Annotated in this window: 13 protein-coding genes; 10 read left to right on the top strand and 3 right to left on the bottom strand. The window is 53.5% G+C overall.

All coding sequences use genetic code 11. The features are described from left to right. The 8 genes from ACKUUJ_RS05610 to ACKUUJ_RS05645 all read left to right on the top strand — a co-directional run bounded on the left by ACKUUJ_RS05610 (window position 1) and on the right by ACKUUJ_RS05645 (window position 9542). Window positions 1–2352 (top strand): glycosyltransferase family 2 protein, encoded by a 2352-nt coding sequence (locus ACKUUJ_RS05610; protein WP_409064941.1) that lies wholly within the window; start codon window positions 1–3, stop codon window positions 2350–2352. Between the two features lie 13 nt (window positions 2353–2365). Further along, window positions 2366–4027: a CDP-glycerol glycerophosphotransferase family protein gene (locus tag ACKUUJ_RS05615; RefSeq protein WP_409064942.1), complete on the top strand. Its 1662-nt coding sequence runs from the start codon at window positions 2366–2368 to the stop codon at window positions 4025–4027. Window position 4028: 1 nt separating this feature from the next. Then, window positions 4029–4421, top strand: coding sequence for a glycerol-3-phosphate cytidylyltransferase (tagD, locus tag ACKUUJ_RS05620; protein WP_409064943.1), 393 nt, complete (start codon window positions 4029–4031; stop codon window positions 4419–4421). 96 nt (window positions 4422–4517) lie between these two features. After that, window positions 4518–5417, top strand: coding sequence for a glucose-1-phosphate thymidylyltransferase RfbA (gene rfbA / locus ACKUUJ_RS05625; RefSeq protein ID WP_409064944.1), 900 nt, complete (start codon window positions 4518–4520; stop codon window positions 5415–5417). Window positions 5418–5511: 94 nt separating this feature from the next. Beyond that, the gene (locus ACKUUJ_RS05630) at window positions 5512–5949 is read left to right on the top strand and encodes a DUF4869 domain-containing protein (protein ID WP_117790449.1); all 438 of its coding nucleotides are present in this window, start codon (window positions 5512–5514) and stop codon (window positions 5947–5949) included. 9 nt (window positions 5950–5958) lie between these two features. Continuing rightward, window positions 5959–6933, top strand: a complete 975-nt coding sequence (locus ACKUUJ_RS05635) for a hypothetical protein (RefSeq protein ID WP_409064945.1) — start codon at window positions 5959–5961, stop codon at window positions 6931–6933. 75 nt (window positions 6934–7008) lie between these two features. Continuing rightward, entirely contained in the window at window positions 7009–8028 is a 1020-nt protein-coding gene (gene rfbB / locus ACKUUJ_RS05640) for a dTDP-glucose 4,6-dehydratase (protein WP_409064946.1), read from the top strand. Window positions 8029–8087: 59 nt separating this feature from the next. Then, window positions 8088–9542, top strand: coding sequence for a sugar nucleotide-binding protein (locus ACKUUJ_RS05645; RefSeq protein WP_409064947.1), 1455 nt, complete (start codon window positions 8088–8090; stop codon window positions 9540–9542). A gap of 37 nt (window positions 9543–9579) precedes the next feature. Here ACKUUJ_RS05645 and ACKUUJ_RS05650 read toward each other — a convergent pair whose 3' ends face one another. From ACKUUJ_RS05650 to ACKUUJ_RS05660, 3 genes are read right to left on the bottom strand one after another with little or no spacing between them, the layout of a single operon-like run. Then, window positions 9580–11985, bottom strand: coding sequence for a YfhO family protein (locus tag ACKUUJ_RS05650; RefSeq protein WP_409064948.1), 2406 nt, complete (start codon window positions 11983–11985; stop codon window positions 9580–9582). Continuing rightward, window positions 11969–12937 (bottom strand): glycosyltransferase family 2 protein, encoded by a 969-nt coding sequence (locus ACKUUJ_RS05655; RefSeq protein ID WP_409064949.1) that lies wholly within the window; start codon window positions 12935–12937, stop codon window positions 11969–11971. The genes ACKUUJ_RS05650 and ACKUUJ_RS05655 overlap by 17 nt, the downstream gene beginning before the upstream one ends. 6 nt (window positions 12938–12943) lie before the next feature. Beyond that, window positions 12944–13915, bottom strand: coding sequence for a glycosyltransferase family 2 protein (locus ACKUUJ_RS05660; RefSeq protein ID WP_409064950.1), 972 nt, complete (start codon window positions 13913–13915; stop codon window positions 12944–12946). Between the two features lie 160 nt (window positions 13916–14075). Here ACKUUJ_RS05660 and ACKUUJ_RS05665 point away from each other — a divergent pair, with 160 nt between their 5' ends. Together ACKUUJ_RS05665 and ACKUUJ_RS05670 are read left to right on the top strand one after the other, a co-directional pair. Further along, window positions 14076–14921 (top strand): ABC transporter permease, encoded by an 846-nt coding sequence (locus ACKUUJ_RS05665; RefSeq protein ID WP_409064951.1) that lies wholly within the window; start codon window positions 14076–14078, stop codon window positions 14919–14921. 11 nt (window positions 14922–14932) lie between these two features. Next, on the top strand, window positions 14933–15700 hold the full coding sequence (locus tag ACKUUJ_RS05670) for an ABC transporter ATP-binding protein (RefSeq protein WP_022094777.1): 768 nt from the start codon (window positions 14933–14935) through the stop codon (window positions 15698–15700). The last annotated feature ends 15 nt before the right edge of the window (window positions 15701–15715 follow it).

The following is a 15715-nucleotide window of genomic DNA, read 5'->3' on the forward strand; positions in this document are numbered from 1 at the left end:
ATGAAATTATTCTCCAAAGGTATTTGCAGGGGTTTTGGTGCTGTCTATCTTCCTTTTAAGGCTAACGGTGACAAGCTCATTCCGCTGGCTGTTGAGACGGAATGCGGAAATTCAATTCCTTATTCCAGTTTCTGGAATTCTGAATATGGAACAATTGTTTTTGTTTTACCGCTACTTCAGTGTGAAAAGATTGTTTTTCTATTTGCTGACAATAAGAATCCGAGATTTGAAATTTCTAACTCAGTAATTAAGTGGCAATCACGGTTTAACTATAAATTCAATTCTGCGATCGCCAAGCAGTTCAGGGACATTGAAAACGACACTTATTTTGGTCAGATTCATGTCCGTTGCGATGTTGCCGTTGAAGTTGCGAGCGATGAGGCAATAATTTTGAAAGGCGTCGTCTGTTTCCCGTCAGATTTTAATGTTGATGACATTTATTTGATTGACGGACAGGCTAGTAAATTAAACGACTTCGACATCTGGCTGGGAAGACCTACGCCTGTTGATTATTGTGGATTTAGCAGGATTGAGCGTTCTTTTTCTATTAGGCTTCCGAAAGATGGAAAGACCTACTGTCTTGTTGCTGCGGATAGCGAAAAAAATGCAGAAGGTTTTCTTAATTTTGATCCAGCTGCACTATCTTATATGCTTGAGGTTAATTCGCCTCTTTTTTATAAAGCGTCTTCTCCTGCTGCATATCATGATTTCTTTAGAATGCGATCTCGTTCAATTAATGCTGCAGAACTAGTTTCGAATTCTGAAATTAATCAGGACTCTTTATTTAGCATTGTCGTTCCACTATATAAAACCCCTGTATCATATTTTAGGGATATGATTAATTCGGTCGTCTCTCAGGTATATCAAAATTGGGAGCTCATTCTCGTTAACGCCAGTCCCGAATGCATGGAATTGCAGAAAGAGCTGGGCGGCTTAACTGATTCTAGAATTAAAGTTATTACGCTTGAAGAGAACAAGGGGATTGCTGAGAATACTAACGCTGGTATCGCCGCCGCCGTTGGTGACTATGTCGTGTTTTTCGATCACGACGATACGCTCGATCCGTTTGCTCTATATAGATACGCAGAGCGAATTCAGGACTGTCCTGATACTGATGCACTGTATTGCGACGAGGACTTCTTGAATGAGGCCGGTGAGTATGTATCCCCTCATTTCAAGTCTGATTTCAATCTAGATTTACTTCGCGTTCATAACTATATAACCCATCTGCTTTGCGTTCGCGCCCCGTTCGCTAATGAGCTGATGTTACGGAAAGAGTTCGATGGAGCTCAAGACTATGATTTTCTGCTGCGTTTGGTAGAGAGAACTCAGAGTATCTATCATGTTCGTGAGGTTCTCTATCATTGGAGAATTAGCGATACGTCAACTGCGAAGAGCGCGGGAAATAAGAACTATGCCGACGAAGCTGGTAGAAAGGCATTGCAAGGGCATTTGGATCGCTGCGGATTGAATGGTGCTGCGGAGTTAACTGATTCCGCCTGTTTCTATCACATTTCCTATGCTCTTAATGAAGAGGCTTTGGTCAGTATCGTTATTCCAAATAAAGATAGCGTTGAGGTTCTGCGCCGTTGCATCGACTCTATTGAGGAAAAAACGGATTATCGCAACTTCGAGATTCTGGTTATTGAGAATAACAGTACAGAAGATGTGACATTTGAGTATTACCGCACTGTTTCCGAGCAATATGAGAACGTTCGTATTGTTACGTGGAATGGTCCGTTTAACTATTCCGCTATCAATAACTATGGTGTTGGGCTAACGTCTGGCAAATACCTGCTGTTCTTGAATAATGACACTGAGGTTATTGAGGGCGGTTGGCTATCTTCAATGCTCTCTTTCTGTCAGCGTGAGGACGTTGGAGCCGTCGGTGCAAAACTGCTCTACCCGGATGATACGGTGCAGCATGCGGGCGTTATGATGATTTACTGCAACAATGAAGGCGAAATGGGCGGACCCATTCACGTGTTCAATAATCTTGACCGCAATGATCCAGGCTACATGCGTCGCGCTGTTATTTCACAAGATTTAAGTGCTGTTACCGCTGCATGCATGATGACAAAGCGTTCTGTATTTGAAGAGCTAAATGGGTTTAACGAGGACTTTGAGGTTGCTTTTAATGACGTTGATTTTTGCCTGAGAGTTCGCTCGCTCGACAAGCTTGTTGTTTTCGATGCTGATGCCCTCTTGTATCATTATGAGTCCTTCAGCCGTGGCTATGAGACTGGTGAAAAGAAAGTCCGATTTATGCGTGAGCAGGGCAAATTACGCACTGCTTGGGCGGAGTATTATGTCAACGGTGACCCTTATCACAGTCCGATGAGTACTCGATGACGTTTGGATTGTCATGATTGATCAAAACCTTGTTCTCTTTGAATCGAATCCAGATTTCGCTGACAATTCTCGTGCCTTGTATGATTACATCGTCGATAAGACTGATTTCAAGACTTTTTGGGTTGTTAAGGATCCGGCTATGCTAGGGCCCATGAGGGCTGCTGGCGTTGACTGTGATATTGAGAATTCAGACCGCGCTATTGCTATGGAGCAATGTGCTCATTATTTGGTTACGTCCAGCTTTATGTTTGCGTACAATAAGCATCCGGGGCAGATTCATGTTTCGGCATGGCATGGCTTTGGCCCTAAGACCATCGGGTTTGATGAAGATGCAGCGTCTGAATCAAGTGCGCTTAGAGATTTGAAGGTCATTACGACCCAATGTGATCTTCTGACCACTACATCACGTATGTCGCAGCTTATGATGGCCGGTATGCTTTCTATGGACCCTCGCAAGGTAATGAATTCCGGTTTCCCGAGAAATGATTACCTTTTTACAACTGATGGCAGAAAACTCCTGGAAGGCGCTTTGGGGGTTGATTTCGGCAGCAGTAAATTGATTATGTATCTGCCCACGATGCGCAAGGGTCTAAAGGCTGAAGGCGGTCAATTCGATAAAAATATCTTTAATTACGAGGATTACGACGCTGCTGGCCTTGATGAGTTCCTGAAGCTGAATGATGCTTATGTAATTGCGAAGATGCACTTTGCCGATGATTCGAGCTTCAACCAAGGTTCTTTTGAGCTACCCAAAAGGGTTTTATTCCTCGATAGTCTGTCTTTGGGTTCGAAGTTGCTCACCATTTACCATGTTCTTAACGCATTCGACTTATTGATAACTGACTACTCGTCAGTGTATGTAGACTATCTTCTTCTTAATAGGCCTATTGTCTTTTCATGTCCGGATTTCGAAGAATACAAGAAGGACAGAGGATTCATTAGCGATGATCCACGCTGGATGATGCCCGGGGCTTTTGTTAAGTCGCAATCCGATTTATTGAGTGCGCTTGGTTCGTTTTTTAATGGAGTTGACGCTGCTGCTTCTTTGCGTGAGTCGTTCATGCCAGTCATTCATTCTCATAGGGATGCAAAAGCTGCCGAGCGTGTTGTTCAGAGGATGATCGGAGTGGCCAGCACCCACTCGCGTGACTGTGACAAGGAAATCGGTTCATGCTTTGCGGACTCGAATTCCCCTTTGCGGCAGTATATGAATCTACGTTCCAAAGCGGAGCTATTTTTAGACTATGGTTCGGGCTTCAATTCTGAAGACGTTCTGTCTATCGAATATACGTCTAACTGTTTTGGGTCTCATGTCTGCCTGACTTTTAATGTCCCTTCTGGCGTTAACGAAGTTCGCTTTGACCCCGCCGATGACGGTTCATTTCTTCTAAAGGATGTCTCCTTCTCTTTTAACGGAACGCCATTGATTTGGGACGCGCTAAATGGTTCTGAATCACACTCCAATATCGTATTCTGCGGACTTGACCCCCAGATTCTGGTCTCAGGTTTTGATGGCTCGGCCGGCGAACTGTGTGTCAATTTCGACAGATGCGAGCTTGGAGATTCAGCTGACTATGTTTCATGTCTCATGGAGCGCGGACGCTCTCTTTCAGAAGAGCCCGTGCATTCTCTTTCGGGGTCATTGAGTCGTGTATTTAGGTTTGGTAGGCATTGACGTGAAGCGCGTTATTACATATGGAACGTTTGATTTACTACATTACGGGCATATCAATTTATTAAGGAGGGCCAAGCAGTATGGCGACTATCTAATAGTCGCTTTGTCTACCGATGACTTCAATTGGAATCAGAAGAGAAAGAAGTGTTATTTCTCTTTTGACAAACGCAAAGCTCTTCTTGAAGCAATTCGTTACGTTGACCTTGTGATTCCCGAAGAATCATGGGACCAGAAAGTGACTGACGTGCGTGAATACCATATCGATACGTTTGTTATGGGCGATGATTGGAAAGGCGAATTCGACTTTCTGCAGGATGAGGGCGTTGATGTCGTTTACCTGCCACGCACGCCGGAAGTTTCCACCACTCAAATTAAACGTGATTTAAAATCCTAGTAGTCGGCAAGGTTCTTGTGCGAATTTAGCATTGTGGGATTATTAATAATAAAATTAACCTAACGGTTTGATTTCTGTTAGAAAGGTTCTTCAATTATGAAGGGCATCATCCTCGCCGGCGGGTCCGGCACCCGCCTGTACCCGCTCACGCTCGTGACCTCCAAGCAGCTGCTGCCGGTCTACGACAAGCCCATGATCTACTACCCGCTTAGCACCCTCATGCTGGCGGGCATCCGGGACATCCTGGTCATCTCCACGCCGACGGACCTCCCCAACTTCGAGCGCCTGCTCGGGGACGGCTCGCGCTACGGCGTGAACCTCTCCTACGCCGAGCAGCCGAGCCCCGACGGCCTGGCGCAGGCCTTCACCATCGGCGAGGAGTTCATTAACGGCGAGCCGTGCGCGCTCGTGCTCGGCGACAACATCTTCTACGGCAACGGCCTGTCGCGCCACCTGACGCGCGCCGTCCAGAACGCAGAGTCGGGTCGCGCCACGGTCTTCGGCTACCACGTGGACGACCCCGAGCGCTTCGGCGTCGTGGAGTTCGACGGCGAGGGGAGGGCCGTCTCCATCGAGGAGAAGCCCGCCGAGCCCAAGTCGAGCTACGCCGTCACCGGCCTGTACTTCTACCCGGGCGACGTGGCCGCCAAGGCGCACGAGGTGAGGCCCTCGGCCCGCGGCGAGCTGGAGATCACCACGCTCAACCAGATGTATCTGGAGGAGGGGACGCTCTCCGTGGTGACCCTCGGCCGCGGCTACGCGTGGCTGGACACCGGCACCATGGAGTCGCTCCACGAGGCGGCGGAGTTCGTCCGCGCCGTCGAGCACTCCCAGGACCTGCCGGTCTCGGTGCCCGAGGAGATCGCCTGGGAGAACGGCTGGATCACGACCGCCGAGCTGGAGGAGGCCGCGAAGGCCTACGGCAAGTCGGTCTACGGCCGGCATCTCAAGAAGGTCGCCGCCGGCGAGATCGTCAACAGCCCGCGCGAGTATTAGCGCCTTCTTGTTTTCTTTTAGGGGTCACCGTTATCTGGTGGCCCCTTTCGTTATGATTACGGTGACCATATAGCCAATATGATTGGGAGTGGATGTGTTAAGCGTCTACTTTGGCGATATGCCAGAAGCGATTTACAACACAGCGACATATTTCAAAAACTCTTACCGGTCTTCTTGGATTACGAATCCCTATGCAGTCTCGATAATTAAAGATGTCGATCGATCGGATGTTGTCTCCGAAAACGTCATCGAAAGCCCTGTGCTTGGATCCATCTCCCCACTCCAGCTTTCTGGTGGCGTGAAAACGCTGCTGCTTATGAGATTTGATCGTAAGCAAATTTTTAACGCTTCTACCTGTGGTGACAACTGTGCCAAGTGGATTCTCGACATGGCGAAAGATCGCAAGCTCGTTGTGAATCTCTATCATGTGATGGACTTTGGTCGCGAGGATTTTAAAATTAAAGTCGTGAATAGCGGCCGAATCGTTCACAACATGGCCGAATTGATTCACGAGTCGATTCCGTATCTGTAGGTACTGCTTATGAACGGTTCGCATCTCGTTAAGATTTCCCGCCGCAGGGGAACTAAGTACACATTTACCATCAAGCGGAACATCACTATTGTGCGTGGCGATAGCGGCACGGGTAAGACGACACTGTTTGACATGGTCGCAGACTACATGCGAACGGGCGAGCAGTCGGGTGTTTCCTTGCAATGTGATTGTCCCTGTGTCGCTTTGACCGATTATGATTGGCGAAACCAGCTTTCGTCCGTTCATGACTCGATTGTATTTGTCGATGAGGGCTTAAAAGAGATTCATTCTGATGAGTTTGCCCATCATGTGCTGTATTCCTCGAATTATTTCGTGCTGATCTCAAGGGCTGATTTCCCCAATCTTCCGTATAGCGTGGATGAGATTTACAAGATTAAGACGAGCGGAAAATACCATTCTTTCATCCCTGTTTATCAAGATCGCGGGAATCATCGTTATGCTATTTCCCGGTCGGCGCCAAAACAGGACTTTTCTATCCTTCTATGCGAGGACAGTAAGTCTGGTTTCCAGTTCTTTGAACGGCATTTCGCTGACAGTGAGCTTACCTGTACTTCGGCCATGACGAACAGCGCGATTTTGCGCTGGTTGGATCAGCATCTCGACGATCGCGTGTTTCTTGTTGCGGACGGAGCGGCATTTGGGTGCTATGCGGACCGCGTCCTTAAGCTGCAAGACATTCACCGCGATACTGTTACGGTTTGTCTTCCCGAGTCGTTCGAATGGCTTCTGCTGAGCTCCGGCGTAATTTCAGGGCTAGATGTTAAGACGGTTTTGGAAACCCCAGAAGCCTTTGTAAACAGTGAGAAGTTTAAAAGCTGGGAGGATTTCTTCTATAAGTACTTACGTGAAATAACTGGGGATTCGGTTTTTCACTACGACAAAGACTGCATTCCGGAGGCGTTTTGTACGGGGGGTAATTCTGCGAAGGTTATGGCTCTTATCGCATGCCGAAATGTCCGATAGTTTTGTTGAATAGTGTCGCGTCGTCACTTCCTGCGGCATACTAAAGAAGCTGTACATGCTTCAGATTGGATTTTCATGTCTGAGATTTTTGAACCCAAGAATATCATCGTCACGGGCGGCTGCGGCTTCATCGGCAGCAACTTCGTGCACTACGTGGTCAACAACCACCCCGGGGTGCACGTGACCGTCCTGGACAAGCTGACCTACGCCGGCAACCCCGAGAACATCGCGGGCCTGCCCTCCGACCGCGTGGAGCTCGTCGTGGGCGACATCTGCGACGCCGAGCTGCTGGACAGGATCGTCCCGGGCCACGACGCCATCGTGCACTACGCCGCAGAGAGCCACAACGACAACTCCATCGCCGACCCCGAGCCGTTCCTGCGCACCAACGTGGAGGGCACCTTCCGCCTGCTGGAGGCCGTCCGCAAGTACGGCATCCGCTACCACCACGTCTCCACCGACGAGGTCTACGGCGACCTGGCGCTCGACGACCCGGCGAAGTTCACCGAGGAGACGCCGTATCACCCGAGCAGCCCGTACTCGAGCACCAAGGCGTCCTCCGACATGCTCGTACGCGCGTGGACCCGCACCTACGGGCTTCGCGCCACGATCTCCAACTGCTCCAACAATTACGGCCCTTTCCAGCACGTGGAGAAGTTCATCCCCAGGCAGATCACGAACATCATCGACGGCGTCCGCCCCAAGCTCTACGGGAAGGGCGAGAACGTCCGCGACTGGATCCACACCGAGGACCACTCCTCGGCCGTCTGGGACATCCTCACGAAGGGCCGCATGGGGGAGACCTACCTCATCGGCGCAAATGGCGAGAAGAACAACATCACCGTGCTGCGCATGATCCTGGAGGCGATGGGCCGCGACCCCGAGGACTTCGACTGGGTCGCCGACCGCCCCGGCCACGACCGCCGCTACGCCATCGACTCGACGAAGCTCCAGCGCGAGCTGGGCTGGAGGCCGGCCCACACCGACTTCGCCGGGGGCCTGAAGCAGACCATCGACTGGTACGTCGAGAACGAGTCCTGGTGGCGCCCGGCCAAGGAGGCCACCGAGGCCCGTTACCGCGCACAGGGCCAGTAGGCCACACCCCGGCGAAGCGCCCCCGGTTATCCAACCTCTTCGATAGGAGCTTTTTCCACATGGCAGATATCGCATTCGAGAAGGACCTCTCCGTCGCCGAGACCGGCATCGGGGGCCTGAAGGTCGTCGACCTGGCCGTCCACGGCGACTCGCGCGGCTGGTTCAAGGAGAACTGGCAGCGCGCCAAGATGACCGCCCTGGGCATCCCCGATCTCAGGGTCGTCCAGAACAACATCTCCTATAACGACAGCCGCGGCGTCACCCGCGGCATCCACGCGGAGCCCTGGGACAAGTTCATCTCCGTGGCCCGCGGCTCGGTCTTCGGCGCCTGGGTGGACCTGCGCGAGGGCAGCGAGACCTTCGGCAAGGTCTACACCTGCACGCTCGACCCGTCCAAGGCCATCTACGTCCCGCGCGGCGTGGGCAACTCCTTCCAGGCACTCGAGGACGGCACCGCCTACACCTACCTGGTGGACGCCCACTGGTCCCTCGAGCTGAAGAAGACCTACACCTTCGTGAACCTCGCCGACCCCGAGCTCGCCATCGAGTGGCCGATCCCGCTCGAGCAGGCTACCGTCTCCGAGGCCGACCTCAACCATCCGATGCTGAAGGACGTCGTCCCCATGGCTCCCAGGCGCACCCTCGTCACCGGCTGCAACGGCCAGCTGGGCCATGCGGTCCGCGCGCTGGCGGAGGAGCGCGGCGTCGCCAAGGACTTCGACTTCTGCGACATCGACACCTTCGACATGTCAGACCCGGACGCCTACTCCAAGTACGACTGGTCGCTCTACGGCACCGTGATCAACTGCGGCGCCTACACGGCCGTGGATAAAGCGGAGACCCCCGAGGGCCGCGTGACCGCCTGGAAGGCCAACGCGACCGGGCCGGCGCTTCTCGCACGCACCTGCGCCGGGCACGGCATCACCCTGGTCCACGTCTCCTCCGACTACGTCTTCGACGGCACCGCGGAGGTGCATGACGAGGAGGAGCCCCTCAGCCCGCTGTCCGTCTACGGCCAGACCAAGGCCGCCGGCGACATCGCCGTGGCGGGGTGCCCGCGCCACTACATCATGCGCAGCTCCTGGGTCATCGGCGAGGGCCGCAACTTCGTCAAGACCATGAAGGGGCTGTCCGACCGCGTCGCCGACCCGGAGGACGGGCTCGCGCAGGTCACCGTCGTGGACGACCAGCTGGGACGCCTGACCTTCACGCGCGACATGGCGCAGGCCATCTTCCATGTGCTGGACGCGAAGGCCCCCTACGGCACCTACGATTGCACCGGCTCCGGCGCCGTGAAGAGCTGGGCCGACATCGCCCGTGCCGTCTTCGAGGCCGCCAACGGCAACGGGGACAAGGTCTTGCCGGTATCGACCGCCGACTACTACGCGAGCGCCGCCGGTCCCGTCGCCCCGCGCCCGGTCCACTCCGCGCTCGACCTGTCCAGGCTCGAGGCTGCCGGCTTCCACATGCCCGACTGGGAGGAAGAGCTGGGGGAGTACCTCAAGACGCTCTAGCAGCTATTAACTTTTCGAGAGTAAAAGCCGCCGCTTGTTAACGGCGGCTTTTCTTTTGCCTGGCGTATAGTCCTGCAACAAGGGCGGCGGTCGCCAGACTCACTGCAAGTCCCGCAAGGGCGCCCGGAGTCTTGTAGGTCATCACGATTCTATTTGCGCCTTTCTGTATGTTCAGGGACGACAAACCCTTATCGGCGGCGGGCGTTAGTTCTGCGGCGGTTCCGTTTACCGTTACGTTCCAGCCCTCATCGTACGGAACGCTCAGCAGCAGGTTGCCGTCATCCTTGGCGGTATATTTGCCTTCGATTCTTCCGTCCTCAAAAACCGTCGGAACAAATTCGCTCGTCTTAAGCTCGTTAATAATCTGCTCGAAAACGTCCAGATTGAGGGCGTAAAAGACCGGCTCATTGTCTTGGGGCATGTCTGTATAGCCCTCTGCGACTCCGATTGACACCGTATGCTGGCTCGGGGTGTCCGATGCATCCGCAATCTGGCGGATATTATTGTCGAATCTCCAGGCTTCGTTTTCGATCGTTCGCTGGTCGATGGTAAGGGTGACGGGCCAATAACTGCCGGCGGTCGCATCTTTGTTGATGTAGAGATACCCGATGGAGCTTGCCGGTACAGTAACGCTCCATTGCTTTAAGCCATCGCTATTCTCCGTGCTCGTGGCCTCGATCTTGGTATAGAGCTCGACCTCGCGGCCTAGGATTTTGCTGTAGAGGTCGTTCTGCTTTTCGAAGGGGTTCTCGATCTTTAGCGTGCTGTTTTGGATATCGCTTGAGGCCGCGACGCCAATGCTGAGCGCATAGGGGTTCTCGTACACCGCGCTTGTGGAGTCGGCATGATTCGTCTTGGCTAAAACGTATCCCGCGGGCGCGTTTTCAGGAATAGCATACTTGACTCCCAGTAGGGCATCGACGGCGAGAATGGGCTCGGCATAACGGGTCGAGAATTCGCCGACGCTGCTGTATCCAAGGGAGTTGAGCAGTGCGATGGCCTGCGGGTTATTTGCGGATGAGTAGGACGACAGCTGGTTGTACCCAAGCGCTAAGCCCTCGTTGAGGGCGGCGCTATCGGCGCGCGTGGTCGTTCGATCGATGCGGTAGAATGACGCAGAATCTTGGTCTTGAATGGCTGTGATCGTGTTGGTTGCGGTGGTCACATAGGTACAGTTGGCATCTTCGGAATAGCCTGCGTACAGTTGGTTCCACATCACATGGGCGTTGATAAACAACTCAATTGCGGTGATTGTCAGGATTGGTAATACGACGGCGGGTCGATAGACATGACGAAATTTGGGCTGGCCCTCGAACACCTGCAACGAATAGCCTGCGGCCCACATCGTAAAGAAGCCCAGCAAAAAGGCTGTGCGCGAATAGAACCCGTTGGGAACGCGCATGCCGCACCAGATGTACTCGAGCGGGCTCAAAACGGAGCTAGCGATCAGGACGGCTGTGACGACGAACGTTGCGATGCGTATCTTGGCCGAAACCTTGCGGTTAAACAGTAGGCTTATTGCAAGTAACATCATGATTACGCCGCAATAGAACTGCGGCGTGTTCCCGTTATTCACCCACATGCCGGGGATGAAGCCCCTGATGAGCGATTTAAGGCCTGTTTTAAGCAAAGGGCCAAGTGCCAGCACGGGGCCGCCTTTTGCCATGGCAAGGATGGTCGGCAAAAAGGTCCAGGCGGACAGGAGCAGCCCAAGCATCATAGCCCCTGCAAATCGTAGGGCCCGGTCGAGCGTGAGCATCCAGCTAAATCCTTCTGCAGCGACGTAATCGACAAACTCAACCAATACGAAGATGCAGAGGAATAGGATGCTGATATAGGCCGTATACCAACAGAACATGACATTGAGGGCAATCGCAATAACGAGGCGTATCATTTTTTGTTCCCGAATGAGCTCGTAGCATCCGAAAGCGCAGATGGGCAGTAGGATAAGACAATCAATCCAGAGCGGATTACACAAATTACTTATGGTCCAACTGCAAAACGTAAATGATAGGGAAAGTAGGAATGCTGCGGGCTTGGGTAGACCAAAACGCCTTTGCAGGAACCAAGCGCTGCTGATGTGAATGCAGCCAAGCTTGAGCGCGGTTATGGCAAATACGAAGAGCGTCAGCTTGTCTGCGGGAAACAGCACGCAGAGCAGGTTGAAGGGGCTGGCGAGGTAGTAGCTATAGAGCCCCCATGTGTTCATGCCGAGTCCCTGCGAGAAGGAATAGCGAAGGTTTGCCTCGCCTAAAAGGACGCGGCGAAACCACGCGAAGAAGTCGATGTATTGGTATTTGAGATCGTTGGTGAGAAACGAGTTGCCGCCAAAGGGGTAGACATGGTCCGCCGCTGCAAGTGCGACAAAGAGTGCGACGGAAAACGCGAAGCAGGCGGCGTAGAACGCCACATTCTTGAGCGTGCTGTTATTGGGCTGTGTCATCAGATTCCTCGTTGGATTCTCGAATGATATAGATGGGGCGGCGCTTGGTCTCCAAGTAGGCTTTTGCCAAGTATTCACCGATGATTCCTAAGCACAGAAGCTGCATGCCGCCAAACAGCGTTATGAGGCAGGCGAGGGACGGCCATCCGCCGACGGGGTCACCCCAAACAAGCGTTTTGACCAGGATGACGATGAATCCCAGGATAGCGATGAGACAGAAAACGATACCCGTGAGGGCGGCGAGGGAGAGCGGCGCCGTGGAAAATGCGACGATGCCGTCGATGGAATAGAGGAGCAGCGACCAAAAGCTCCATTTGGTCTCGCCGGCCACGCGGTTGACGTTTACGTAGGGGAGCCATTTGGTCTTGAAGCCGACCCAGCCGTAAATGCCCTTGGAGAATCGGTTGTATTCGCCCATGGAGATGATGGCGTTGACCATAGGTCGCTTCATGAGCCTAAAATCGCGTGCTCCGTCGACGATGTCGGCCTTGGAAATGCGGTTGATGATCTTGTAGAACATACGGGCGCAGAACGACCTGATGGGAGGCTCGCCTTCGCGGGTGGTCCTGCGTGTGGCGACGTTATCGTAGTTTTCGGTCTGCAAGATTTCGTACATCTTCGGCAGGAGCGAGGGCGGGTCCTGCATGTCGGCATCCATGGTGGCGACATAGTTGCCCTTTGCGTGCTGGAGTCCTGCGAGTAGTGCCGCCTCCTTGCCAAAGTTCCGCGAGAAAGAGTGCCAGTGGATGACGTATGGATGCGCCGCCGCGGCTTCTGCTTTCATGACGGCAAGCGTTTTGTCTGCCGAACCATCGTCGATGAGGACGGCTTCAAAGGAGATCTCGGGGTACTGCTGAGTCATGATGCGAACGACGCCATCGAGCTCTTTGAGAAAGATTGGAAGTGATTCCTGCTCGTTGTAGCACGGCACGACGATGGAGATGAGCGGCATGGTGGTTTACCTCTCGCTTGGCTTGGAAGTAGGGCGGCCGGGCTGGTCATCGTAGGCGTATTTGCTGTACACGTTTACCTCCCACTGCTTTTTTTCGACCTTTGCTACAGAATCTAGGATGAAGCCGGTCGCAAGGCTCAGGCCGCACAGGAACATAAACGAGGCGGCGAGCATAGCGGTGGGGAAGCGCGGGACGAGGCCGGTCTGGAAATATTCGACAACGATGGGCATGCCCAGGGCGAGGCCGAATACCGCGAACAGAAGCGCTACGAGGCTGAAGAACTTCAGCGGGCGGTAGTCCTTGAACAGCGTGCCGATCATCGCAACGACTTTAATGCCGTCGCTCACGGTGTTGAGTTTGGACTCGGAACCCTCGGGACGGTCGCGGTACTCGATGGGCACATCTTTGATGCGCCAGCGGTGGTCGACGGCGTGGATCGAGAGCTCGGTTTCGATCTGAAAGCCCTCGGAAAGCACTGGGAAGGTTTTAACGAACGGGCGGCTCATGGCGCGGTAGCCGGTCATGACGTCATCGAAGCTGTAGCCATAGATCCACTTGATCATGGCGCGGACCAGATTGTTGCCAAAGCCGTGGAAGGCGCGCTTGTTTTCCTCGGCGTAGGTGCCGTTTGAAAGGCGATCGCCTACGGTCATGTCGGCCGTACCGTTAAGGATGGGCTCGCAGAGGGCCTTGGCCGCCTCGGCGGGGTAGGTGTCGTCGCCGTCGACCATCAGGTAGCAATCGGCGTCGATGTCGCGAAACATCTGGCGGCATACGTTGCCCTTTCCCTGACGGGGCTCAAAGCGGACCGTGGCGCCGTGCTCGGTGGCGATGCGTGAGGTATCGTCCGACGAGTTGTTGTCATAGACATAGACCGTCGCTTGCGGAAGCTCGCGGTGAAAGTCGTCGATGACTTTGCCGATCGTGGGCGCTTCGTTGTAGCAGGGGATGATGACGGCGATGGATTCAGAATTCACTCAATGCTCCTTATACGTTCAATCCTTGAAAGTATAGCCGTTTGGGCTTGGCATCCTAAGATGTGGGTTAGTTCTCCAGTTTTGTTGCGCGAATCGTTTGCATGGCCGTCGGGTCTATACTGTTCGTTTGTCAACGATTACGAGTAAAGGAGTTGCATCCGTGTCGGATCAGACAAAGCAACAAGAAACTCGCAGTCTGCCTGCGACGTTTGCTAAGAACGAATTTGAGAAGGACGCGTTTATCCTTCGTCAGCTGGTTACCAAGGATTTTAAGATCAAGTATCGCCGTAGCGTTCTGGGCGTCGCATGGTCGGTGCTCAACCCGCTGCTGATGATGATCGTCATGGCCATCGTGTTCTCGACGATTTTTGGCCAGGGTCGCAATGGCTCAATGACGCCCGAGATGTACCCGCTGTACTTGATCGTGGGTAACATTACCTTTGCCGTCATGTCCGAGTCTACGAACCAGGCCCTGACGTCGATCGTGGGCGCTGCCCCTCTGCTCAAGAAGGTTAAGGTGCACCGCTGGGTCTTCCCGGTGCAGAAGGTGCTCTTCTCGCTGGTCAACTTTGCCTTCTCGCTGGTCGCCGTCGCCATCGTCATGCTGTGGTTCCGCGTTATGCCTTCTTGGCAACTGATTCTGTTGCCGGTTTGCCTGCTGCTGCTTATGTGCTTCTGCATGGGCCTGGGCATGATGCTCTCTGCCCTTACGGTCTTCTTCCGCGACGTTATGCATCTGTGGAGCGTCGTCATTACGGCGTGGACTTACATTACGCCCATCTTCTGGACGACTGACTATATTGCGCAAATGCCGCATCTCGTGCGTATCTTGATGTATGCGAACCCCATGTTCAACTACCTGCAGTTTATGCGCGATATCTTCCTGTTCCAGACTACGCCCTCGCTTATGACGTTTGGTATGTGCGTTGCCTGGGCGGTTCTTGCGCTTATTATTGGCTATACCGTGTTCCATAAGTCCGAGCGCAAGTTCATCCTCTACATCTAAGGAGTGCTGTGATGACTGAATCTGTTGTTGATTACAGCGAGCAGCCTCTGGCTGTCGAGGTCGACGACGTCACCATGATCTTTAACATGGCGTCCGAGTCGCTGACCAACCTCAAGGAGTACTTCATTAAGCTTGCCAAGCATGAGTTGTTCTTTGAGGAGTTTAGGGCGCTTAAGCATATCTCGTTTGATATTCATCGTGGCGAGGTCGTGGGTCTGGTCGGCACCAATGGCTCCGGCAAGTCTACGATGCTCAAGATTATCGCTGGCGTGCTTGAGCCAAGCGAGGGCAGCGTTAAGGTGCACGGTAACATCGCGCCGCTGATTGAGCTTGGTGCTGGTTTTGACCCCGAGCTGACCGCCCGCGAGAACATCTATCTGAACGGCGCCCTGCTCGGCTATACCAAGGAGTTCATCGATGCCAACTTTGACGGCATTATCGAATTCGCTGAGCTGCAGAACTTTGTCGATATGCCGCTTAAGAACTTCTCCTCGGGCATGGTGGCGCGTATCGCCTTTGCAATCGCGACGATTACCGAGCCCGATATTCTGATCGTTGACGAGACGTTGTCCGTCGGTGATGTGTTCTTCCAGCAGAAGTGCGAGGACCGTATCCAGCACTTTATCCAGAGCGGCGACGTGACGGTTCTGTTCGTTTCGCACTCTATGGAGCAGGTTGAGCGCATCTGCCAGCGTGCCGTTTGGATTGAGAAGGGTGACCTTCGCATGGACGGCCCGGTTGATGAGGTCTGCAAGGCGTATCGCGAGCAGTTCAACTAGGTTATAATTACTTGC

It is taken from the genome of Collinsella sp. wc0583, assembly GCF_046116915.1.
Lineage (GTDB): Bacteria > Actinomycetota > Coriobacteriia > Coriobacteriales > Coriobacteriaceae > Collinsella.

Excerpts from the sequence above, each read along its gene's own strand:
- rfbB (WP_409064946.1), top strand. The coding sequence starts at position 7,009 with ATGTCTGAGATTTTTGAACCCAAGAATATCATCGTCACGGGCGGCTGC.
- ACKUUJ_RS05655 (WP_409064949.1), bottom strand. The coding sequence starts at position 12,937 with ATGCCGCTCATCTCCATCGTCGTGCCGTGCTACAACGAGCAGGAATCA.
- ACKUUJ_RS05650 (WP_409064948.1), bottom strand. The coding sequence starts at position 11,985 with ATGACACAGCCCAATAACAGCACGCTCAAGAATGTGGCGTTCTACGCC.
- ACKUUJ_RS05645 (WP_409064947.1), top strand. The coding sequence starts at position 8,088 with ATGGCAGATATCGCATTCGAGAAGGACCTCTCCGTCGCCGAGACCGGC.
- ACKUUJ_RS05610 (WP_409064941.1), top strand. The coding sequence starts at position 1 with ATGAAATTATTCTCCAAAGGTATTTGCAGGGGTTTTGGTGCTGTCTAT.
- rfbA (WP_409064944.1), top strand. The coding sequence starts at position 4,518 with ATGAAGGGCATCATCCTCGCCGGCGGGTCCGGCACCCGCCTGTACCCG.
- ACKUUJ_RS05635 (WP_409064945.1), top strand. The coding sequence starts at position 5,959 with ATGAACGGTTCGCATCTCGTTAAGATTTCCCGCCGCAGGGGAACTAAG.
- ACKUUJ_RS05615 (WP_409064942.1), top strand. The coding sequence starts at position 2,366 with ATGATTGATCAAAACCTTGTTCTCTTTGAATCGAATCCAGATTTCGCT.
- ACKUUJ_RS05670 (WP_022094777.1), top strand. The coding sequence starts at position 14,933 with ATGACTGAATCTGTTGTTGATTACAGCGAGCAGCCTCTGGCTGTCGAG.